The organism is Thiomonas sp. (genome assembly GCF_054608695.1).
Window position 1 is genome coordinate 33431 of the sequence record NZ_JBTRXV010000003.1, and the last position, 19824, is coordinate 53254.

Here is a 19824-nt window from a genome sequence, read left to right on the forward strand (position 1 = left end):
GGGCTCAGTGACTGTCGCTCTCGGCGCCGGCGCCGTTGTCCAGGCCCAGCTCGCGCCGCAGGATGGCCCAGGCCTCGTCGGCGGTTTCGACGAAGTGGAACAACTCCACGTCCTTGGCCGCGATCATGCCGGTCTGCACCAGGTGGTCGAAGTTGATGAGCGACGTCCAGAAGGCACGGTCGAACAACAGGATGGGGCGCTTGCGCACCTTGCCGGTCTGCGTCAGCGTCAGCACCTCGAACAATTCGTCCAGCGTGCCGAAGCCACCGGGGAAGCACGCCAGCGCCACCGAGCGCATGAGGAAGTGCATCTTGCGCAGCGCGAAGTAATGGAACTGGAAGCACAGCTCGGGCGTGATGTAGGGGTTGGGCTGCTCTTCGTGCGGCAGCACGATGTTCAGGCCGATGCTCTGGCCGCCCGCCTCGTCCGCACCGCGGTTGCCCGCTTCCATCACACCCGGGCCGCCGCCGGTCACGACGACGATGGGCTGCTCCAGGCTGCATGAGGCCTGCGTCACGAGTGCGGCGAAACGCCGCGCCTCGTCGTAGTGGCGCGACATCTCCAGCGCCTGCCTGGCACACGCCACGGCCTGCGCATCGCCTGCGGCCTCGGCCTGCTGCAGGCGCTCGCGGGCAAGCTCGGGCGTCAGGATGCGGGCACTGCCGAAGATGACGATGGTGGCTTCGATGCCATGCTCGCGCTGCACCATCTCGGGCTTGAGCAGTTCAAGCTGCATGCGCACCGGGCGCAGGTCGTCCTGCAGCAAAAAAGCGGTGTCGGTGAAGGCCAGGCGGTAGCTGCTTTCAGGCCCGGCATAGCGCGATGGCGACTTGAATTTGGCGGCCTCTTCCCCGGCCGAAGGGAAGTTGCGCGCGGCCAGTTGCTTGCGTTTTTTGTTCATGGCGCGAGCTTAGCGCGATGCGCAAAGACCATTGCGCCCATTGGTACGCAGCCTCGACATTTACATTTGCTTGCAGGCCCCTGCGCGCCTTGCCCGTAGATTCGTGCCTGCCCGATCTCGGGACCACAACAGCAGGAGACAAGCATGCAAACACGAACCGCGGCCGTGCCCGGTGCGCCCAGCAACACCACCACGCAGATTGCCGTGGCCAGCTTCATCGGCACGGCCATCGAGTTCTACGACTTCTACGTCTACGCCATCGCCGCGGCGCTGGTCATCGGCCCGGTGTTTTTTCCGCGCGATTCGCCCACGGCGCAATCGCTCAACGCCTTCGCCACCTTCGGCATCGCCTTCCTGGCGCGGCCGGTCGGCGCCTTCCTCTTCGGCCATTTCGGCGACCGCTTCGGCCGCAAGTCCACGCTCGTGGCCACGCTGCTGACCATGGGCGTTTGCACCACGCTCATCGGCTTTCTCCCCGGCTACGCCAGCATCGGCGAAGCGGCACCGTGGCTGCTGGCACTGCTGCGCATCGGCCAGGGCCTGGGTCTGGGCGGCGAATGGGGCGGCGCCGCCTTGCTCGCCACCGAGAACGCGCCCAGGCACAAGCGCGGCCTGTTCGGCATGTTCCCGCAGCTCGGTCCGTCCATCGGCTTTCTCTGCGCCAACGGCTTGTTCCTGCTGCTGGGCGTGCTGCTCACGCACGATCAGTTCATGGCCTGGGGCTGGCGCATTCCCTTCCTGGTGAGCGCCGTGCTGGTGCTCATCGGCCTGTATGCGCGGCTCAGGCTGAGCGAAACCCCGCTGTTCCGCCAGGCCGAAACACAGCGCGTCCGCGTGCCGCTGGCCGAGCTGCTCGGGCGCCATCTCAAGCCGCTGGTGCTCGGGTCGCTGTCCATCGTCGTGTGCTACGCCTTGTTCTACATCAGCGCGGTGTTCGTGCTGAGCTACGGCATCGGCACACTGCACATCCCCAAGCCCGCGCTGCAAGGCTGGCTGATGCTGGCCATCGTCTGCATGGCGGTGGCGACTGTCCTATCGGCCTGGCTGTCCGACAAGCTCGGGCGCCGCCCGGTGCTGCTGGCGTCTGCGGCCGCGGCCGTCGCCTGGGGCTTCGCGCTGGCGCCTTTGCTGGGCGCGGCCACGGCCGAGAGCGTTGGCATCTTCCTCTGCGGCGCGCTCCTCCTCATGGGCATGACCTATGCCCCGCTGGGAGCGATGCTGCCGGAGATTTTCCCCACCAGCGTGCGCTACACCGGCTCGGGCGCGGCCTACAACCTGGGCGGCATTCTGGGCGCGTCGCTGGCGCCTTACGCGGCGCAGGTGCTGGTGGCGCAAGGCGGCCTGAGCTGGGTGGGCGGCTACATCTCGGTGGCCGCGCTCGTCAGCCTGCTGGCGGTGCTGGGGCTGGGCGAAACCAGCAACCGGAATATGGCCGAAGTTGCTTGAGAACTTGGTGCCCGGGCATCAAGCCCCGGGCGCCAGTCCCAGGATCCACTGCGCCAGATCGTGCGCCTGGGCGCGGGTGAGCACTTGCTGGGCGCCGCCATACGCCGGCATGGGAATGACGCCCCAGGTGCCGGATTCGCCGTGGAGGATGGCGTTCTGCAAGGTCTCGAGCGCCCCAGGCTTGTTGGCGTAGCGCGCCGCGATGGCAGTGTAAGACGGCCCGACCTTCTTGTGCTGCAAGGCGTGGCAAGCCAGGCAGCCGGAGGACTTGGCCAGCGCCAGCATGGCGACCGCGTCGACCCTGCCCGTCGCGGCTGCCGGGGCTGCGGCCCATGCGGCAGCCGGCGCCGCGAGCACGGCCGCCAGCAGCGCCAGCCGCAACGCGGCGCATGGCCCGCCGCGCCGGCGTATCAATGCGCCACCACCGGCATCTGATGCCCCATGGCCGCACCCTTGGACAAGGCGGTGAGGTAGACCACCAGATCGACCATCTCGGGGCTGTTGTAGCCGGGCGGCGTGCCCACGATGCCGGAGCGCACGCAATGCACGATCTGCCGCTCCAGGGTGTAGACGGCGTGCTTCTTGGCCTTGAACTTGGGATAGTTGGAGGCCGAACCGATGAGGCTGGGGATGTGGGCGCCGCTGGGCATGATGCCCTCGGGCACGCCGCCGCCGGTATGGCAGGCGGCGCAGCTCATGAGGTGGTTGCCGAAGGCGCCTTCGGGCACCCAGGTCTGCGTGGTGCCGAAGCTGTCCAGCGCGAAGATCTTCGCGCCGTCCTGCACCGCCTGCTCCATCGAAGTGGCGGGCTTCACGGTCATGGGGCCCGCCTTGGGCGGCACGGCGGCGAAGCTCGCCCCTGCAATCCCCGCGCAAGCCAGCAGCAAGGCAACGCGCAGGGCGGCCGGGGCACGGCTGAGGAATGGTGGCTTCATGGGCATCTCCTGGAGTTGTGGGTTCGACGCTGAGCCGGGGCCGCCTTGGCCGCGACCTCGGCAGCCGCGCCGGATCTGGATCTGCGGGCTATTCTCCGGCCATGCCCGGCCCCTGCCTAGGCGGGCGGGCGTGACAGATGTTGCAAGGTGAAACCTCCGGGCCGTGCCAGCTCGTGCTAGTCCTGCGCCCGCGACCGGCAAGCCACCAGGCCGCGGCCTATACTTTCGCCCACGCGCCGATTTGCTCTGAGCTTGCGGGCGCTTAACAAATGCAGCTAAAACAGCGCGCTCCACCGGCCCGTTTTCGCTGCATCCCCTGCTGCCGAAACCGCCGGTTTTTTCATGGACACGCGCATGGCCCTCATCTCCGATCTTGGCGACCAGACGCCCAGCCGCATGGCGTTCGACGCGCCCTTGCCGCTGCAAAGCGGCGCTTCCCTGCCAGCCTACGAACTGGTGGTGGAAACCTATGGCCGGCTCAACGCCGACAAGAGCAACGCCGTGCTGGTGTGCCACGCCCTCAACGCCAGCCACCATGTCGCCGGCACCTATGGCGGCGACGAGAAAACCCGCGGCTGGTGGGACAACATGGTGGGCCCGGGCAAGCCGGTGGACACCGATCGCTACTTCGTCGTCGGCATCAACAACCCCGGCTCCTGCTTCGGCTCCACCGGCCCGGCCAGCATCGACCCCGCAACCGGCCAACCCTGGGGCAGCCGCTTCCCGGTGGTGACGGTGGAAGACTGGGTGGACGCGCAGGCGCGCGTGCTCGACCGCCTCGGCATCGAGCGCCTCGCCGCCGTGATGGGCGGCAGCCTCGGCGGCATGCAGGCGCTGTGCTGGGCCATGCGCCACGCGGCGCGGGTGGCGCATTGCGTCGCCATTGCCACCGCGCCGAATCTGTCGGCGCAGAACATCGCCTTCAACGAGGTGGCGCGGCGCGCCATCATCACCGACCCGGACTTCCACGGCGGCGACTTCTACGCCCATGGCGTGGTGCCGCGCCAGGGCCTGGCGATGGCGCGCATGGTGGGCCACATCACCTACCTGAGCGACGACGCCATGGCCAGCAAGTTCGGCCGCAACCTGCGCAACGGCGAACTCGGCTACGGCTTCGACGTGGACTTCCAGATCGAAAGCTATCTGCGCCACCAGGGCGAAAAATTCAGCGGCATTTTCGACGCCAACACCTATCTGCTGCTCACCCGCGCGCTCGACTATTTCGACCCCGCCGCGGCCCACGGCGGCGACCTCACCGCCGCACTCGCCCCGGCCACCGCACGCTTCCTGCTCGCCAGCTTCACCACCGACTGGCGCTTCGCCCCCGAGCGCTCGCGCGAGATCGTGCGCGCGCTCCTGGCCAACCGCCGCGAGGTGAGCTATGCCGAAATCGAGTCGCCCCACGGCCACGACGCCTTCCTGATGGACGAGCCGCATTACCACGACATGGTGCGCGCCTATTTCGACCGCATCGCCCACGACCTGAAGCTGGAGGGCGCGCGATGAAACCCGCCACGACTCAACCGCCCGGGACGACCCACGACCCGCGCCACGACATCATCGCCGCGCGCGTGCCGCGCGGCAGCCGCGTGCTCGACCTCGGCTGCGGCGACGGCGCCCTGCTCGCCCATCTGCGCGACGCGCGCGGCTGCTCGGTGCAAGGCGTGGAGATCGACCCCGACAAGCTGGTGGCCTGCGCCCGCCGCGACGTGGACGTGCTGCAACTCGACCTCGAACAGGGCCTGACCATGTTCGCCGACGCCAGCTTCGACGTCGTGCTGCTGATCGACTCGCTGCCCAACTTGCGCCACACCGAAGCCGCGCTGCGCGAAGCCGCCCGCGTCGGCCGCAGCGGCATGGCCAGCTTCGCCAACTTCGCCTACTGGCGCATCCGCCTGCGCGTCGCCGGCGGCCGCCTGCCCGTGACGGACGAGCTGCCCTACCAGTGGTACGACACCCCCAATCTGCGCGTCGCCACCCACGCCGACTTCGCCGGCCTCGCCACCAAATGCGGCCTGCAAGTGCGCGAAGCCTTCGGCGTGCAAGCCGGCCGCGAAGTCCACACCTGGCCCAACCTGCTGGCCTCGGAGGCGATGTTCGTCTTCAGCGCGGGTTGAGAGGCGGGGCCATGCTGCAATTCAGGTCGTCCTGCAATATGCACGACGATTTGCACTCAGAACGCCCCGCATGAACTCCATCAGCCTGCGCCTACCCGACGCGCTGGACGCCAACCTGGCCGAAGAAGCCCAGCGCGAAGGCCGGTCGCGATCGGAGATCGCCCGTGACGCCATTGCCGCCTGGCTGCAACAACGCCAGCGCGAACGCCTCACCGCCCAGATGGTGTCGGCCGCGCGCGAACTCGGCGCCGACGCCGCGGCCATGCGCGACGCGCGTGCATTGGCCAACGACCTCGCCGGCGGCGGCCTGCAGAACACGCTCGGCGACGAAGCTGGCGCGGGCCGTGATCCGGCGCGGCCATGGTGGGTGTGAGCGCCCCCAGGCCGCCGCATCGCAGCGGCCGCCCCCGAGGGGGACGAGAAAACTTGGGGCGGCCCGGCGTTTCTCATGAGCCCCGCCCCCATACGCCGCGGCGAAGTCTGGACGGCCAACCTCAACCCCAACAAGGGCGGCGAGATCGGCAAGGTTCGGCCCGTGCTGGTGCTGCAAGACACGGCGCCGACCCAGGCCGGTCTGGCGACCATCATCGTCGCCCCTTTGACCACCCAATCCCGCCCCACGCTTGCGCCGCTGCGGGTCGCCTTGCCCGTGCGCGAACGCATGCTGCTGCCCAGTTTCGTCATGGTGGAACATGTCCGCGCCATCGACCGCGACTGCCTCGGCGACGGCCCCTTGCTGCGTCTGGACGCGCAGGAACTGGCTCTGGTGGAAACCAGTCTGCGCGCGGTGCTGGGGCTGTGGTAGAGGCGAGGGAAAAGCATCATTACTCTTGAACCAGCTTGGATGTTAATTTTGCTGCTTTAACAAGATTATTACCATCATTTTTCTTGAGAACCATCCATACTGCCAACCCAATCAGACCACCACTGAACAAATAACTCCAAGACAAGGGTTCATTCAAAAACAGAAAACCCCATAGAACACCAAAAGGTGGGATGAGAAACGTCACGGTCAGCGATTTGATCGGTCCAATGTCAGCGATCAGTCTGAAATAAAGAATATAGGCGAGGGCAGTACAAATCAGTCCCAAGGCGCCAATGGCCGCCCACAGTTCGCTCCCACCCCAACTGGCCGGAGGATTTGTTGTCGCGGAGTAGGCAAAGAATGGGAATAGACATAATGTTGCTCCGATTTGACTCCCAAAGGCCACGAGTTTGCTGTCCAAGCCGCCGCGCTCGCTGATCCAGCGCTTGGTCAAAAAACCGGCAGCGCCATAACAGGCCGTTGCAATGAGGCAGGCCCCAGCGCCAAGCAAGACATGATGCGTCGCGGTCACGGGTCCCGTATCGACGAGCAGAGCAACGCCTGCGAATCCCAGTAAGACTCCGGCAACTCGGTTGCGCGTCAATTTCTCCGAGAAGAGCAGAGCGCCCAGAATGACTCCCATCAATGGCGTTGTTGCATTCAAGATCGCGGAATAACCTGCGGGCAAAATTCGAGCTGCGATGCTGTACATGAGAAAGGGGATGCCAGAATTGATCACACCCAAAATCAAGGTCGATCGAAATTTACCTTTGAAATTCCATCGTAGATGTAATGCAGCGAGAATAATGGCAAGTCCAATTGCACCGAGCAGGACCCTAAAAAATGCTGTCGGCAACGCACCCAGTGTGGGGGCGATCATTCGCATAAATAAAAAGCTTGCCCCCCAAATGGCGGACAGCAAAAGCAATCGCATGAAATCAGAAGTTCTCATCATCAGCTCCTAAACAAACATCCAGAAAATGCATCAACCATAATGCATGGCCTGCGCTAACAATTGGCGGCGAAATTTCATTGCAAAGTCAAATCGCTTGGCTTATATTAAAGCCACTGGAGGCTGTGTTCACAAACTATTATTTCTTTGCGACATCAGTTTTTCTAAATCAAAAATGAAATTTCTCCCATTGCATGCGCTGCGTTGTTTCGAGTGCGCTGGCCGCAGGTCGAGCATCAAAGAAGCTGCACAGGAGCTGCACATCACCCCGGCCGCGGTCAGTCAGCAAATCTCCAAGTTGGAGAGTCGACTGGGTGTTCAGCTCTTCGTCCGAAGCGTGCGGCGCATCACACTCACGGACGAAGGCCAGCGCTATCTTCAGTCCATCCGCTCGGCGTTTCGTCTGATTGACGACGCAACCCAAGCCTTGACTGGAAAGATGGGGCCGTTGACGATCACCGTGAGTTGCACGGTCGGCTTTGCCATGCAATGGCTGCTGCCGCGCTTGTCAAGCTGGGAGGTGCTGGCACCTGACGTCGAGGTGAGGATCAGCACTGGTAATCGGCTTGTGCACCTTGGTGCGGACGGCATTGACTTTGCCGTGCGGCATGGCCTGGGGCGCTATGAAGGATTGACCGCGGAATGCCTGATCGACGATCAACTCCAGCCGGTCTGTAGTCCCGAACTCCAGGGGGGCATGCAAGGCGCCATCACCATCGAAGATTTGCGCAACTTCACCTTGTTGCACGATGAGCACCGGCTGGATTGGGCGTTGTGGCTTCAGGCTGTTGGCGCCCAAGATGGGGACGGGAATCGAGGGCCTGTATTCGTGAACTCGAATGGTGTCATTGAGGCAGCCATCGCTGGGCGTGGCATCGCCTTGGTGCGCGAGTCGCTGGTGAAAGAAGAACTGACGAATCGGCGACTGGTGATGCCGTTCGGGACGAAGATCAAGTCGGGTATTGCCTACTACTTGGTGTATGAGCCGACAACGCTCGCTCAAGCGCATCACCAGCGATTTCGTGATTGGATTCATAAGGAAGCGGCGGATGGGATGGGCCTGCAGAGCCATCGATAAGCATGCAGGCTTTTCGCTCTCCATGCTCGATTTGATCAAGATATTTCGCCGCTTCATCAAACTGGTCTTCATTGAAAACGCGGACGCCCAACTTCGAGCACCCTTGACCTTGATATAGGCTGCAGTGACCCTCCACTTGAATCAAACACATCTGCACCGCCAAGGAGCACTAACCGCCCGCCCTTGGCAGTTTCGATTTCTGCAGGTCGTCGAGGCGTTGTCAATCCGCCCGCGATTTCCGGGCAGACTGCAACGACTCGTCCTTCTGCGAGCCAACGCTTCAAGATTGGATGGGCGCATGTCGCACGATCACCGTGGTAGCGCACGGGGGGTGACCGAGTAGGCACGAACTCACGAGAACAGATTGCATGATGGCCATTGCTCCAGAATCAACCCCGCATCGCCCTCACTTCACCCCCGCATCAGCCGCATGAACTCATCGCGCGTGCGGTGGTCTTCGCGAAAGCTGCCGAGCAGGGTGCTGGTCACCATGCTGACGCCGCGTTTGTGCACGCCGCGAGTAGTCATGCATTCGTGGCTGGCCTCGATCACCACGCCCACGCCGATGGGCTGCAGGGTGTCGTGGATGCACTGGGCGATTTGCGCCGTCATCTTCTCCTGCACCTGCAGGCGCTTGGCGTAGGCGTCCACCACGCGCGCCAGCTTGCTGATGCCGACGACGCGGTTGCTCGGCAGGTAGCCCACATGGGCGCGGCCGATGATGGGCGCCATGTGGTGCTCGCAATGGCTCTCGAACTCGATGTTGCGCAGCACGATGATCTCGTCGTAACCGGCCACTTCCTCGAAGGTGCGGGCGAGATACGCCGTGGGGTCTTGCGCGTAGCCGGCGAACCATTCCTGGTAGGCCTTGGCCACACGGCGCGGGGTGTCGCGCAGGCCTTCGCGCGCCGGGTCGTCGCCGGCCCAGCGCAGCAGGGTGCGGATGGCGGCTTCGGCCTCGGTCTGGGTCACGGGGGTGGGGTCGGTCGTGGGTTTCATGCGGGGTTTGAAGACTTTGGGGCTTGGCGAAAATCTGTCTGTGCCGTGCGGGGCAGGGCGCCGCATTCCCGGCTTGGTTCTGCCCAGTTTAGGGGGCTTTCCCAGGCACTTCAGACGCAGGCGGTTTCGACCTTGCCACCTCTGGGTCTTGCTCACGCGCAGTGCTCGCGACGCTGCGGCACCTCATGGACGGACTCTGGATTGCCCTGACCCTTGCGCTCTACGCCGCCGTGCCCGGTCTGGTGTGGTTTTGCGACCGCTTGCTGCAAAGGAACTGATGTGAACATGCTCGACTGGATTGGCGGCCTTGGCGCGCCGGCCCTGCTGCTTTACCTGCTGATTGCGCTGTTTCGCGCGGAGGATTTTTGATGACTCCCGAATTCTTCGTGCTGCTGGTGGTGGTGGGCGCAGCGCGCCCGCTTGGGCGGTTTTTCGGCTGGATCATGGACGGCGGCGCGGCCTGGTGGCCGCTGGCCTCGCAGGAAGCGATCAAGAAACTGGGCGCTGCTGGCGGCCATGGTGCTGGTGTTCGCGGTGGCCGTCACCGGTTTGGCCGCGGCCGAGCAGCAGGGCAACCCGGCCATCGCCGCGCTGAGGGTGAACCAGAGACACAACGTGCTGCAGTCCGGCGGCAATATGGAGGGCCAGCAAACCCGCTTCGGCATCGCCGCCTCGGCGCTGTTCGACGCGGTGACGACCACCACGATCACGGCGGCGAACCAGCCCACGGGCGGCGCCGCGTTCAGCGTGCGCTTGCCGCTGCAGACCGCGCCACAACTGGAGCCCTGGAGCCCGGTGGCGATGCCGAGCACGAGGCCGACAAGTCGCCAACCATGGCGCGCGGCCTGATCGACGCCGGCACGCGCAAGCCGGACCTCGTCATCCTCGACCTGGGTCTGCCGGATGGCGACGGCATCGACTTCATCCGCGACTTTCGCGGCTGGAGCGGCGCTCCGCTCATCGTGCTGTCGGCGCGCTCGGCCGAGGCCGCCAAGGTGGCCGCGCTCGACCAGGGTGCCGACGACGACCTCGGCAAGCCCTTTGGCGTGGCCGAGCTGCTGGCGCGGGTGCGAGCCCCTGCGCTTCGGCCGCGTGGAGCTGGACATGGTGCGGCGCCTGGTGAACCGCGACGGCGAAGACCTGCGCCTGACCGTGATGGAGTACCGCCTGCTGTGCGCCCTGGCCAGCCGCCCCGGCCTGGTGCTGACCCACCGCCAGCTGCTGCGCGAAGTCTGGGAGCCGGGCTATGTGGAGCATGGCCATTGCCTGCGCATCGACATGGGCCGCCTGCGCCACAAGCGGAAGACGACCCGGCCCGCCCGCGCCACCTGCTGACCGAGGTGGGCGTGGGCTACCGCTTCATGGCGGACTGAGCCGCGCGGCGTATCGGCCTCCTGCCCCTGCCTGCCATCCGGTCATGGCCCGGGACGACATCGGCGCATGGTGTAATCGGCCAGGCTTTTTTCGCCGCAACCTTCCCCGATACGCACAGACCATGGCCTCAACCCACGACGATCATCACCACGGCCACGCGCATGACGACCCCACGCAAGGTGGCGGTCATGCGCACCACGGCCCGAACACCAGCGCGCGGCGCCTGGGCTGGGCGCTGGCGGTGTTGCTGGCGTTCACCCTGCTGGAAGCGTTCGGCGGCTGGTGGTCCAACTCGCTGGCGCTGCTGTCGGACGCGGTGCACATGGCGGCCGACAGCGCCGCGCTCGGCCTGGCGCTGTTCGCGCAGCGCATTGCCACGCGCCCGGCCAACGCCCGTTTGAGCTATGGCTGGCAACGCAGCCCGGCCCTGGCGGCTTTCGTCAACGGCTTGGCGCTGCTGGCGCTCACGGCCTGGGTGGTGGTGGAAGCCGCGCTGCGCCTGTTCCAGCCGGAAGCGGTGCAGGCGGCATGGATGCTGGGCATCGCCATTGCCGGCGGACTGTCCAACGTGGCGGTGTTCATGGTGCTGTCCGGCGGCGCCTCGCTGAACGAGCGCGGCGCGCGCGCCCATGTGCTGGGCGACCTGCTGGGCTCGGGCGCGGCGGTGCTGGCGGCCGTCATCATCCTCGCCACCGGCTGGACCGTGGCCGACCCGCTGCTGTCGCTGTTCGTTTCCGCCATGATTTTGCGCACCGGCTGGGCCATCACCCGCGACAGCGCCCATGTGCTGCTGGAAGGTACGCCGGCCGGTTTCAACGAGGCCGCGGTGCGCGATGAACTGGCCCAAGTTCCCGACATCGCCGGCGTCCACCATGTGCATGCCTGGAGCCTGTCGGGCGAGCAGACGCTGGTGACGCTGCACGCCCAATTGCGCATGGGTGCCGATGCCGACGCCACGCTGCGCGCCATTCACCACCGCCTGCGTGAACACCTGGGCGTCGCCCACGCCACGGTGCAACTCGAATGCGGCGACTGCGCCGATGCGCCGCGCAACGATCCCGCCCATGGCTGCATCCCCGCGCCAGGCTCTGCCCACGTGGCGGCGCCCACCCCCCTGCACGGCCACGCGCATTGAGGCGGCGCGCGGTCGCCGCCACCAGAGCGCCCGAGGCGCGGATGCGATGCGCACGAGGGACTTGTTCAGCGTCGCCTTAGCATGGGATGACAAAAACCATGCAAGGAGGAGCCATGAACCCGCAGAGCTGCCTCAAGGGCGAATGCCCTCTCGGATGGACGACGCGCAGCGTCTAGGGAGCCCAACCATGAGCCTGCAACCTGCTTTGGGCGCGCGCCTGCAGCGCGACGCGCTGGGTCTGCCCCAGATTCTGGCCTCGACCCTGGCCAATATCGCCCCGGCGATGAGCTTCTTTTTCGGCTTCGCCACCATCGTCTCGGGGGCCGGTGTGGCGGCGCCGCTGACCATCATCGCGGCCATGGTCGTCATTCTGTTTCTCACCAACACCCTGGCCGAGTTCTCGCGCTATCGGCCAAGCGCCGGCTCCTTCGTCACCTTCATCGGCATGGGGTTCGGGCCTGCCGCCGGAGCCGCGGCTTCGGTGTTCGTGGTGTTCGGCTATGTCGTCGCGGCGTCGTCCGTGGTGGTGATCTCGGGCGGCTGGGCGCACGACACCTTGAAGCTGTTTCTCGGCTGGGACATTCCCTGGCAACCGATGAGCATCGCGGCCGCCGGCATCGTCGGTCTGCTGGTGTCGCGCGGCATCGGGCTGTCCACCCGCTGGGCTGCCGCGTTCTTCTACTTCGAGCTGTTGCTGCTGCTGATCGGCGCGACGGTCATGTTGATCGAAAACGCCTCCTGGCTCAGCCTGGCGCCATTCACCTGGAGCCAGCTCTCCGGCGGATTCAAGGGCCTGAGTCTGGGCTTTCCGCTGGCCATCTATCTCTTCATCGGCTGGGAAAATTCGGCGATGCTGGCGGAGGAAACCCGCCACCCCAGGCGCAACGTGCCGCGCGCCCTGGGCATCGCCACGCTGGCCATCGGCGCGCTCTATGTGTTCCTGGCCTACGCCACCGAAATTGCCTTTCACCACAACGCGAAGGCCATCGGCGCCTCGTCCATTCCCTTCGTCGACGCCCTCAAATCCTCGGCCGCCTTGCTGCTCATCGTGGCGTATCTGGCCGGCCTGAGCAGCATTTTTTCGTCGCTCATCGGCCTCACCAATTCGCAGGCGCGCATCTTGTTCAACTCGGGGCGCGAGGGCCTGCTGCCGGCGTTTTTCGGCGACATCAATCCCCGCCACAGGACACCCCAGGTGGCGATGTGGACCTTCATCGCCATTGCGGTGCTCATCGTCGTCGTGTTTGGCCACAACGTGCAGCCGGTCGACCTGTTCGGCTACACCGGCACGCTGGGCACGATTCCGATCATCATCACCTATCTGGTGACCAATCTGGCGCTGCCGATCTACATGCTCAAGCACCACCGGAGCGATTTCAAGGTCTCGCGCCACCTCGTGTTGCCGCTGCTCGGCACCGCGCTGATGCTGCTGCCTTTGTGGGGTTTGATCGAGCCCGGGCAACCGGCGCCCTTCAACGTCTTTCCGTCTGTCGCGCTGGCGGCGCTGGCGCTGGCGGCCATCTACGGTTATGTGCTGGCGCGGCGCCATCCGGATCTGGCGCAGCGCATTGGCAGCCATGTGGCCGATGCCTGAAGCCGCACGCGGCGTTGCGTGCCGGGCCGTTCAAACCCCCGCCGCGTCGCCCGTCTTGCTGCCGCCCTGTGGCCGCAGCAGCAGCAGCCGACGCGACATGCGCTGCAGCCCCAGCCACTGCTGCGCCCAGAAGCCACGGCCGTAATCCACGCCGCGCCCCAGCGGAGGCGGGAGTTGGTCGCGTATGCCCACGGGCTGGGGCGAGGTGGAGAAATCGACCGAGTGGAACAGCATGTCCCACCAGGGGAACAGCACGCCAAAATTGCAGCCGTAGAGCCGGGCGTTGTTCTGGTGGCCGAGTTCATGGCCGTAGCCGATGGCGTGATGCAAGCGGTGAAAACGCGGACTGACCAGCAGGCGCTCACCCAAGCTGCCGAAACTCATGCGGATGTTGGCGTGCTGCAGGCTTTGCAGCGCGCCTCCCACCAGGGTGAGGGCGACGAACTGGCCTGGCGGCACGCCGATGAGCAGGGCCAGGGAGGCGAAGAAGGCCTGCTGCAAGGCATCGTCGAGCAGGTGGTTGCGGTCGTCGGCCCAGAGGCTGAGTTGGCGCTGGCTGTGGTGCACGGCGTGCAGTTCCCACCACCACTGGATCTGATGTTGCCAGCGGTGGTACCAGTAGCCGGCGAAGTCCAGCACCACGAGATAAATGACGAAGCCGAGCAGCGCGTGGGTGCGCATGTGCGGCAGCAGCTCATCCAGGTTGAGGTTGACCATGCCGACCAGCCGCAGCCAGGCCTGGAGGTTGTCGAACGCCGGTTGCAGCACGAGGAAGAACACCAGCCCGACCAGGCCGAGGCGGTTGATGAGGGTGTAGATCACATCCACCCGCACGGCCTTGCGGTCGGCCCATTGCTCCATCGGGCGCACCGCTTCGAGCGGGCGCAGGATCAGGTAGATGACGGCCACTTGCACCGCGCCGGCCACCACCCAGAGGGTGCCGTCGTAGGCCAGGTCGTCCATGTCCATGAAGTGGAATTGATACAGCAGCGGCTGCACCAGGGTGACGAAAACCCAAGTTTGCGCGTCGCCCACGGCGTTGGCCAGGGCCAGCGATGCGGTGTTGAGCAGGGCGTCGAACATGGTGCTGCGTTCAGTTGGTTTCAGGCCGCGCGCGGCACGTGGGCCTGCTGCGCGGGCGAGAGGTTGTCGTAGAACGGGGCGCGGTCGTAGAAGTAGATGCCATGGGGCGATTTGCCGACCTCGATCACGTCCACCAGCTTGTGCGACTGCAGGTCGATCACGCCCACGGTGCGGTCGAAGCGGAAGGTGGTCCACAGCCAGCGGCGGTCGGCCGTGAGCTCCATGTCGTCCGGCCCGGGCTTGAGGCCGGTGATGTCGCCCACCTTGGTCAGCGCCTGCATGTCGAGGATGCTGATGGTGTTGGCCACGCGGTTGCTCACCAGCACATGCCGGCCGTCGGCCAGCGAGCGGAAGTTGTGCGCCGCCTTGCCCGTGACGATGCGCTTGATGATGCGGCGCTGGCGCCAGTCCACCGCCACCACGGCGTCGGCGCCGGTGAGCCCCACCAGCAGGGTCTGGTCCTGCGGCGTGAGCCAGACGCCGGCGGGGGTTTCACCCACTTTCAGGGTCCACAGCAGGGTTTGCGTCGGCAGGTGCAGGGCCGCCACTTCGTTGGTTTGCTGCAGGCTGATGAAGGCGATCTGGCTGTCGGCCGTGAACGCCATATGGCTCGGCAGCGCCTCGAGCGGCATGCGCTTGACCAGTTGCAGATCGCGCCCGCCCTGGTAGCTGTAGAGGTCAACCCGGTTCAGGCGCAGGCAGTTGGTGAGGAACCATTTCTTGTCGGGCGAGAAGCCGATTTGATAGGGGTCTTCAATGCCGGCGCGCGTGCCTTCCGGCTGGCCGCTGATGGGGTTGAGGAACACCAGGTCGTTGCCCACCGCGTTGGCCACGATCAGCAGCTTGTTGTCGGGCGTGGCCATGAGGTGATGCGGCTGCTTGCCCACCGGGAAGGTCTGCACCACGCGGCGGGTGGATTGCTCGATCAGGCTGATGGTGGCGTCGCCCGAGTTGAGCACCACCACCACGTCCGGCGGCAGGCCCGCAGCCCAGGCGGGAACGGCCCGCGCCAGGGCGGGAGCGAGGGCTGCCGAGGCAGCGGCTTTGAGAAACTGGCGACGCATGATGAGGGCCCCTGGCGGACAGGAAACGTGAAGAAGATAACTGTAACCTGTAACGCGCCAGGAGGACGATGTGTTGACCTGCGGCAAGCATGGGCATCTCGCCCCGGGGCGTCGCTGACTTGCGCTTCGGCCGCTGCGGGTTCCCTCCTGCGCCCATTTTGACCCTTCGGCATGGCGCCAACGACCGGCCAGCGGGGTGGTGCCGCGGCGCGGCGCGGACCGTGGCGACGCTTCAAGGGGGACCAAGGGGGCCAAAGGGGCACTCAACCCTGCGGCGCGTTCTCCCAGGCGGGCCAGTCGATCCACACCCGCGTGCCCTGCCCCAGGCTGCTGGCGGCGCCCACCCCGCCGCCATGCAGGCGAACAATGTTGCGCACCAGCGCCAGGCCCAGCCCCAGGCCACCGCGACTGCGGCTGCGCGCCGGATCGGCGCGGTAGAAGCGGTCGAACAGATAGGGCAGGTGCTCGGCGGCGATGCCGCAGCCGGTGTCGGCCACTTCAAGGCGCAGACACGCGCCTTGGGCTTGGACGGACAGCGTCACCACGCCGCCTGCCGGCGTGTGCGCCAGCGCGTTGCCGATGAGGTTGGCCAAGGCGCGCTGCAGCAACATGCGGTCGGCGCGCAGCGTCAGCCCGGCCGCAGCCTGCACCTGCAGGCGCACCCCGGCCTCGGCCGCGGCGGCATCGAAGAACTCGGCCAGGGCGTTCAGTTCATGCGCCGCGTCCAGCCGCTCCATGCGCAGCGCGGCGTCAGGCTGCTCGGTCTGCGCCAGGAACAACAAGGCCTGGATCATGTTCGACAAGCGCGCGCATTCCTCCACCGCCGACTCCAGCGCCTCGCGGTATTGCACCGGCTCGCGCGGGCGCCCCAGCGCCACTTCCAGCTCGCCCCAGAGGTTGGAAATGGGCGTGCGCAACTCGTGGGCAATGTCGGCGGAGAACTGCGAAATGCGGCCGAACGATTCCTCCAGGCGCTGCAGCGTGGCGTTGAACGACAGCGCCAGGGTGTGCAGCTCATCGGGCAGATGCTGGGTGTCCAGGCGCCGGTGCAGGTCTTGCGCGCCGATGTCGCGCGCGGCGTCGGCCATGTGGCGCAAGGGGCGCAGGCCGCGCCAGGCGATGGCGTAACCCGCGGCTGCGGCCACCAGAATGGCGGTGAGCAGGACCACCGTCAGGCGCAGGCGGTAGTCGGCCAGAATGTGCGACTCGGTGCTGCGGTTCAGCGCCACCTCGATGCGCATGGACTGCAGCGGCGCGCCGGCGGAAAGCCGCCCCATCACCGGCAGCATGGCGGTGAGGAAATGCAGATCGTGATGCAGTTGCACTTTGCGCAGGCTTGGCGCGCCATTGGCCTGCGGCGCATCGAAACGCGCCGCGTCGAGCGCCGGGTTGAAGCCGGGGGTCTGCAACAGCACCCGGCCATCGGCAGCGCGCAGCCGCAGGAACAGATCGCGCGGCGCGTCCGGCGGCAGCGGCAGGTAAGCCTCCTGGCGCAGTTCGTCGCTGTCGGCGGTGTGGCTGCGCAGCACCGCCACCGCGGTATCGAGCTTGCGCAGCACCGATTCGCGGTCTTCCTGCATCATGCGCGCGTTCAAACCCCAGTACACCCAGGTGCTGGCGGCCAGCAGGATGAGCGCCAGGGTGAGCGCGAACGCCACTGCCATGCGCGCCGCGAGCGAACGCGGCGGCAGGCCGTATTGGCGCAGGCGGCGCAGCGCAAAGCCGCCCCACCCCAGCCCTACCCACCCGTGGTGAGGGGGTAAACCGTCGCCCCCGCCTTGGCCTTGGAGTCGCTGATGAGAAAGCTGCTCCATCCCTCGCACCGCGCTGCTCCCTCCTCCCCCACCTTGTGGGGGAGGCTGGGAGGGGGAGGCGGCCGCCGCGGCCCTCCCCACCCCAGCCCTCCCCACGCGTGGGGAGGGGGTGTTCTCTCCTTCCCCACGCGGTCGTGCAGGCCTGGAGGGGAGAGCGGCCTCGCCGGCCTCGCCCGACTCACCGCGCATCGCGCGCCTCCAGCACATAGCCCACGCCGCGCACGGTGTGCAGCAGCGGCGTGGGATAGGGGTCGTCGAGCTTGCTGCGCAGGCGGCGGATGTGCACGTCCACCACATTGGTGTCGCTGGCGAAATTCATGTCCCACACCTGCTCGGCAATCAGCGTGCGCGACAGCACCTCGCCCGCGCGCCGCGCCAGCAGCGCCAGCAGGGCGAACTCCTTGGGTGTGAGCGCCAGCCGCTGGCCGCCGCGCTCGGCGCGCTGGCGATGCAGATCGACGCTGAGATCGGCCACCTCCACCACTTCGGGCATGCGCGCCGGCCCGCGCCGCAGCACGCTGCGCACCCGCGCCAACAACTCGGAAAACGCGAAGGGCTTGACCAGGTAATCGTCCGCGCCCAGTTCCAGCCCGCGCACGCGGTCGGCCACGCCGTCCCGCGCGGTCAGCATCAGCACCGGGGTGGCCAGCTTGCGCCGCAACTCGCGCAGCACGCTCCAGCCGTCGCGCCCGGGCAGCATGGCGTCGAGCACGACGAGGTCGTAAGGCTGGGTCAGGGCCAGATGCAGGCCATCGGTGCCGTCCGCGGCGACGTCGGCGACAAAGCCGTTCTCGCCCAAACCACGTTTGAGATAGGCTGCGGTCTTGGCTTCGTCTTCCACGATCAGGATGCGCATGCCCGAATTGTCAACCCGCGCCGGGCTTTGTCGCGTATCCGTCTGCAACATGACTAAATCGTCATGTTGTCGTCATGTTGGCGCCAGCGGTTGCGGCGCAACATCCAGCCATGCCAACTGACCTCATGCCGCCCCGCGTATCCAGCAAGCCATTGCTGGCTGGCCTGCTCGCCGCCTTGCTCGCCGGCTGTGCCAGCGTGCCGCCTCCTGCGCCCGGCGTCACGCCGCAGGCCAGCGCGCAGGCGCTGGTGCGGCGCAGCTTGTTCGACCGCGGTTTGCAACGTTTCATCACTTTGCAAATGAACGCACCGCGGCCTGCCGATCAAGCCTGGACGCTGCAACGCTTGAGTCTTGCCGCGCTGTACTTTCATCCCGCGCTGCGGGTGGACCGTGCCGGCGTGCAATTGGCCGAGGCTGATTTGCAGATCGCCAAGCAATGGCCCAACCCCAGCCTGCAGCTCGGCCTGAAATACGGCAGTGCGGCGGCGCTGATGGCGCCGAGCCCGTGGACCGTGGGCGCGGCCATCGGCCTGCTGCTGGAGTCGCACGCGCAGCGCCAGGCGCAGGCCGCGCAGGCCGCGGCCGGTGTGCGCGCGGCGCGCTTGCTGCTGCGTGGCGCAAGCTGGCAAGTGCGCTCGCGGGTGCAGCAGGCTTATGTCGCACTGTGGGCGGCACAGCAGCAGGCCCAGTTGCAACAGCAGGTGCTGGACGTCGCCCTGGAACTGCAAGGCCGCACCGCCGCCCGCGCCCAAGGTGGCTGGGACTCGCCACTGGCCGCGGCGCTGGCTCAAGCCGCCGCGCAAACCGCAGCCCTGCAACGCAGCCGCGACCTGGGGCTGGAACAGGTCGCGCATGCCGCGCTGGCCGCCGCGCTGGGCGTGCCCGACGCCGCCTTGCGCGCGGTGCACATCGACTTCTCCGCCCTCGACGCCGCCCCGCCACAGCCCGGCGCCGCACGCCTGACACAGCTGCGCGGCATCGCCCTGGCGCACCGCGACGACGTGCGCGCCGCCTGGCAGCAGGAACAGGCCGCGCAAGCCGCGCTGCAACTGGCGCAGGCGCTGCGCGACGGCGGCCCGCCGATGATTGCCCCCGGCGCCGAACGCGACCAGGGGGTGAACCGCCTGACCCTCGGCGCCCGCGTGCCGCTGCCGCTGTTCAACCAGCACCAGGGACAAATTGCCGCCGCCCGCGCCCGCCTGGCACGGGCCCGGGCGGTGCTGCAGCAGGTGCAAGGGCAGGTGCTTGAGCGCATCGAACAGGCCGAGGCCGCCTTGCAGGCCGCGCAAGACGAAACCCGCCGGGCCGACAGCCTGCGCGCGGCGAACCTGGAACTGCTGCAAGCCGACGAGGCCGCCCGGCACCAGGGCCTGATCGGCCCGGTGCAAGTGCTGCAGGCGAAGCTGCGCGCCCTCGCCACGGAACACGCCGCGCTGCAGGCCCGCACCGCGCAATGGCAGGCGCTGGGCGCGCTGCAGGCGGCTTTGCAGCATGAGCTCAAGCCACCGCATGCGCAGATGCGAAAAGCCGCGGCACCCGCCGCTGCTCCCTTGGCGCCGCAGCCCAAGACCTCGCCACATCTTTCCGCCGTGGCGTGGCACTCCCAATTTTCAGAAGCGCGATGAGCGCTGCGGCTGTGGCGTGCCGCCGCCCGCGATCAACGCCCAACGC

The 19824-nt window shown here is 66.8% G+C and carries 21 protein-coding genes and 1 pseudogene; 12 read left to right on the top strand and 10 right to left on the bottom strand.

Annotated features, from left to right (window positions below; translation table 11 throughout):
* Positions 1–4: 4 nt before the first annotated feature.
* Positions 5–901, bottom strand: a complete 897-nt coding sequence (locus ACYCUK_RS02925) for an LOG family protein (protein ID WP_461593344.1) — start codon at positions 899–901, stop codon at positions 5–7.
* A gap of 144 nt (positions 902–1045) precedes the next feature.
* On the opposite strand from ACYCUK_RS02925, the gene ACYCUK_RS02930 reads away from it, so the two are divergent.
* Positions 1046–2347: an MFS transporter gene (locus ACYCUK_RS02930; RefSeq protein ID WP_461593345.1), complete on the top strand. Its 1302-nt coding sequence runs from the start codon at positions 1046–1048 to the stop codon at positions 2345–2347.
* A gap of 18 nt (positions 2348–2365) precedes the next feature.
* Here ACYCUK_RS02930 and ACYCUK_RS02935 read toward each other — a convergent pair whose 3' ends face one another.
* Together ACYCUK_RS02935 and ACYCUK_RS02940 are read right to left on the bottom strand one after the other, a co-directional pair.
* Complete coding sequence (locus ACYCUK_RS02935; RefSeq protein ID WP_461593346.1) at positions 2366–2761, bottom strand: c-type cytochrome; 396 nt, start codon at positions 2759–2761, stop codon at positions 2366–2368.
* Entirely contained in the window at positions 2758–3282 is a 525-nt protein-coding gene (locus ACYCUK_RS02940; RefSeq protein ID WP_461593347.1) for a c-type cytochrome, read from the bottom strand. The genes ACYCUK_RS02935 and ACYCUK_RS02940 overlap by 4 nt, the downstream gene beginning before the upstream one ends.
* 354 nt (positions 3283–3636) lie before the next feature.
* Between ACYCUK_RS02940 and metX the strand changes: the two genes are divergently transcribed.
* From metX to ACYCUK_RS02960, 4 genes are all read left to right on the top strand, one after another.
* The gene (gene metX, locus ACYCUK_RS02945) at positions 3637–4788 is read left to right on the top strand and encodes a homoserine O-succinyltransferase MetX (RefSeq protein WP_461593348.1); all 1152 of its coding nucleotides are present in this window, start codon (positions 3637–3639) and stop codon (positions 4786–4788) included.
* The gene (gene metW / locus ACYCUK_RS02950; protein ID WP_461593349.1) at positions 4785–5399 is read left to right on the top strand and encodes a methionine biosynthesis protein MetW; all 615 of its coding nucleotides are present in this window, start codon (positions 4785–4787) and stop codon (positions 5397–5399) included. The genes metX and metW overlap by 4 nt, the downstream gene beginning before the upstream one ends.
* A gap of 70 nt (positions 5400–5469) precedes the next feature.
* Positions 5470–5772, top strand: coding sequence for a ribbon-helix-helix protein, CopG family (locus tag ACYCUK_RS02955; protein WP_461593350.1), 303 nt, complete (start codon positions 5470–5472; stop codon positions 5770–5772).
* A gap of 75 nt (positions 5773–5847) precedes the next feature.
* Positions 5848–6204, top strand: coding sequence for a type II toxin-antitoxin system PemK/MazF family toxin (locus ACYCUK_RS02960; protein WP_461593351.1), 357 nt, complete (start codon positions 5848–5850; stop codon positions 6202–6204).
* Positions 6205–6223: 19 nt separating this feature from the next.
* Here ACYCUK_RS02960 and ACYCUK_RS02965 read toward each other — a convergent pair whose 3' ends face one another.
* Positions 6224–7156: a DMT family transporter gene (locus ACYCUK_RS02965; protein WP_461593352.1), complete on the bottom strand. Its 933-nt coding sequence runs from the start codon at positions 7154–7156 to the stop codon at positions 6224–6226.
* A 97-nt stretch (positions 7157–7253) separates the two neighbouring features.
* Between ACYCUK_RS02965 and gcvA the strand changes: the two genes are divergently transcribed.
* Positions 7254–8234, top strand: coding sequence for a transcriptional regulator GcvA (gcvA, locus tag ACYCUK_RS02970; RefSeq protein ID WP_461593353.1), 981 nt, complete (start codon positions 7254–7256; stop codon positions 8232–8234).
* 68 nt (positions 8235–8302) lie between these two features.
* Here gcvA and ACYCUK_RS02975 read toward each other — a convergent pair whose 3' ends face one another.
* Both ACYCUK_RS02975 and folE read right to left on the bottom strand, forming a co-directional pair.
* Positions 8303–8581: a 2-thiouracil desulfurase family protein gene (locus tag ACYCUK_RS02975; protein ID WP_461593354.1), complete on the bottom strand. Its 279-nt coding sequence runs from the start codon at positions 8579–8581 to the stop codon at positions 8303–8305.
* A 64-nt stretch (positions 8582–8645) separates the two neighbouring features.
* The gene (gene folE / locus ACYCUK_RS02980) at positions 8646–9233 is read right to left on the bottom strand and encodes a GTP cyclohydrolase I FolE (protein ID WP_461593355.1); all 588 of its coding nucleotides are present in this window, start codon (positions 9231–9233) and stop codon (positions 8646–8648) included.
* Between the two features lie 285 nt (positions 9234–9518).
* Between folE and ACYCUK_RS02985 the strand changes: the two genes are divergently transcribed.
* From ACYCUK_RS02985 to ACYCUK_RS03005, 5 genes and pseudogenes are all read left to right on the top strand, one after another.
* On the top strand, positions 9519–9602 hold the full coding sequence (locus ACYCUK_RS02985; RefSeq protein WP_461593413.1) for a potassium-transporting ATPase subunit F: 84 nt from the start codon (positions 9519–9521) through the stop codon (positions 9600–9602).
* Positions 9603–9749: 147 nt separating this feature from the next.
* Complete coding sequence (locus ACYCUK_RS02990; protein ID WP_461593414.1) at positions 9750–10082, top strand: potassium-transporting ATPase subunit KdpA; 333 nt, start codon at positions 9750–9752, stop codon at positions 10080–10082.
* Positions 10001–10606: pseudogene (locus tag ACYCUK_RS02995) on the top strand (winged helix-turn-helix domain-containing protein); the annotation flags it as partial. The gene ACYCUK_RS02990 and the pseudogene ACYCUK_RS02995, both read left to right, overlap by 82 nt.
* A 122-nt stretch (positions 10607–10728) precedes the next feature.
* On the top strand, positions 10729–11742 hold the full coding sequence (locus tag ACYCUK_RS03000; protein ID WP_461593356.1) for a cation diffusion facilitator family transporter: 1014 nt from the start codon (positions 10729–10731) through the stop codon (positions 11740–11742).
* A 187-nt stretch (positions 11743–11929) separates the two neighbouring features.
* On the top strand, positions 11930–13336 hold the full coding sequence (locus ACYCUK_RS03005) for an APC family permease (RefSeq protein WP_461593357.1): 1407 nt from the start codon (positions 11930–11932) through the stop codon (positions 13334–13336).
* Positions 13337–13366: 30 nt separating this feature from the next.
* Here ACYCUK_RS03005 and ACYCUK_RS03010 read toward each other — a convergent pair whose 3' ends face one another.
* The 4 genes from ACYCUK_RS03010 to ACYCUK_RS03025 form a co-directional block, all read right to left on the bottom strand.
* Positions 13367–14407: a sterol desaturase family protein gene (locus ACYCUK_RS03010; protein WP_461593415.1), complete on the bottom strand. Its 1041-nt coding sequence runs from the start codon at positions 14405–14407 to the stop codon at positions 13367–13369.
* A 32-nt stretch (positions 14408–14439) separates the two neighbouring features.
* The gene (locus ACYCUK_RS03015; RefSeq protein ID WP_461593358.1) at positions 14440–15483 is read right to left on the bottom strand and encodes a YVTN family beta-propeller repeat protein; all 1044 of its coding nucleotides are present in this window, start codon (positions 15481–15483) and stop codon (positions 14440–14442) included.
* A 263-nt stretch (positions 15484–15746) separates the two neighbouring features.
* On the bottom strand, positions 15747–17297 hold the full coding sequence (locus ACYCUK_RS03020) for a heavy metal sensor histidine kinase (RefSeq protein ID WP_461593359.1): 1551 nt from the start codon (positions 17295–17297) through the stop codon (positions 15747–15749).
* A 178-nt stretch (positions 17298–17475) separates the two neighbouring features.
* Positions 17476–18153: a heavy metal response regulator transcription factor gene (locus ACYCUK_RS03025; RefSeq protein ID WP_112488124.1), complete on the bottom strand. Its 678-nt coding sequence runs from the start codon at positions 18151–18153 to the stop codon at positions 17476–17478.
* A gap of 110 nt (positions 18154–18263) precedes the next feature.
* On the opposite strand from ACYCUK_RS03025, the gene ACYCUK_RS03030 reads away from it, so the two are divergent.
* A complete protein-coding gene (locus ACYCUK_RS03030) occupies positions 18264–19778 on the top strand; it encodes a TolC family protein (protein ID WP_461593360.1) in 1515 nt (504 codons plus the stop codon).
* Positions 19779–19824: the final 46 nt, after the last annotated feature.

Coding starts and splice junctions, on each gene's coding strand:
- ACYCUK_RS02925 (WP_461593344.1), bottom strand. CDS start 901: ATGAACAAAAAACGCAAGCAACTGGCCGCGCGCAACTTCCCTTCGGCC.
- ACYCUK_RS02930 (WP_461593345.1), top strand. CDS start 1,046: ATGCAAACACGAACCGCGGCCGTGCCCGGTGCGCCCAGCAACACCACC.
- ACYCUK_RS02940 (WP_461593347.1), bottom strand. CDS start 3,282: ATGAAGCCACCATTCCTCAGCCGTGCCCCGGCCGCCCTGCGCGTTGCC.
- metX (WP_461593348.1), top strand. CDS start 3,637: ATGGCCCTCATCTCCGATCTTGGCGACCAGACGCCCAGCCGCATGGCG.
- metW (WP_461593349.1), top strand. CDS start 4,785: ATGAAACCCGCCACGACTCAACCGCCCGGGACGACCCACGACCCGCGC.
- ACYCUK_RS02955 (WP_461593350.1), top strand. CDS start 5,470: ATGAACTCCATCAGCCTGCGCCTACCCGACGCGCTGGACGCCAACCTG.
- ACYCUK_RS02960 (WP_461593351.1), top strand. CDS start 5,848: ATGAGCCCCGCCCCCATACGCCGCGGCGAAGTCTGGACGGCCAACCTC.
- ACYCUK_RS02965 (WP_461593352.1), bottom strand. CDS start 7,156: ATGAGAACTTCTGATTTCATGCGATTGCTTTTGCTGTCCGCCATTTGG.
- folE (WP_461593355.1), bottom strand. CDS start 9,233: ATGAAACCCACGACCGACCCCACCCCCGTGACCCAGACCGAGGCCGAA.
- ACYCUK_RS02985 (WP_461593413.1), top strand. CDS start 9,519: ATGCTCGACTGGATTGGCGGCCTTGGCGCGCCGGCCCTGCTGCTTTAC.
- ACYCUK_RS02990 (WP_461593414.1), top strand. CDS start 9,750: ATGGTGCTGGTGTTCGCGGTGGCCGTCACCGGTTTGGCCGCGGCCGAG.
- ACYCUK_RS03000 (WP_461593356.1), top strand. CDS start 10,729: ATGGCCTCAACCCACGACGATCATCACCACGGCCACGCGCATGACGAC.
- ACYCUK_RS03005 (WP_461593357.1), top strand. CDS start 11,930: ATGAGCCTGCAACCTGCTTTGGGCGCGCGCCTGCAGCGCGACGCGCTG.
- ACYCUK_RS03015 (WP_461593358.1), bottom strand. CDS start 15,483: ATGCGTCGCCAGTTTCTCAAAGCCGCTGCCTCGGCAGCCCTCGCTCCC.
- ACYCUK_RS03020 (WP_461593359.1), bottom strand. CDS start 17,297: ATGGAGCAGCTTTCTCATCAGCGACTCCAAGGCCAAGGCGGGGGCGAC.
- ACYCUK_RS03025 (WP_112488124.1), bottom strand. CDS start 18,153: ATGCGCATCCTGATCGTGGAAGACGAAGCCAAGACCGCAGCCTATCTC.
- ACYCUK_RS03030 (WP_461593360.1), top strand. CDS start 18,264: ATGCCAACTGACCTCATGCCGCCCCGCGTATCCAGCAAGCCATTGCTG.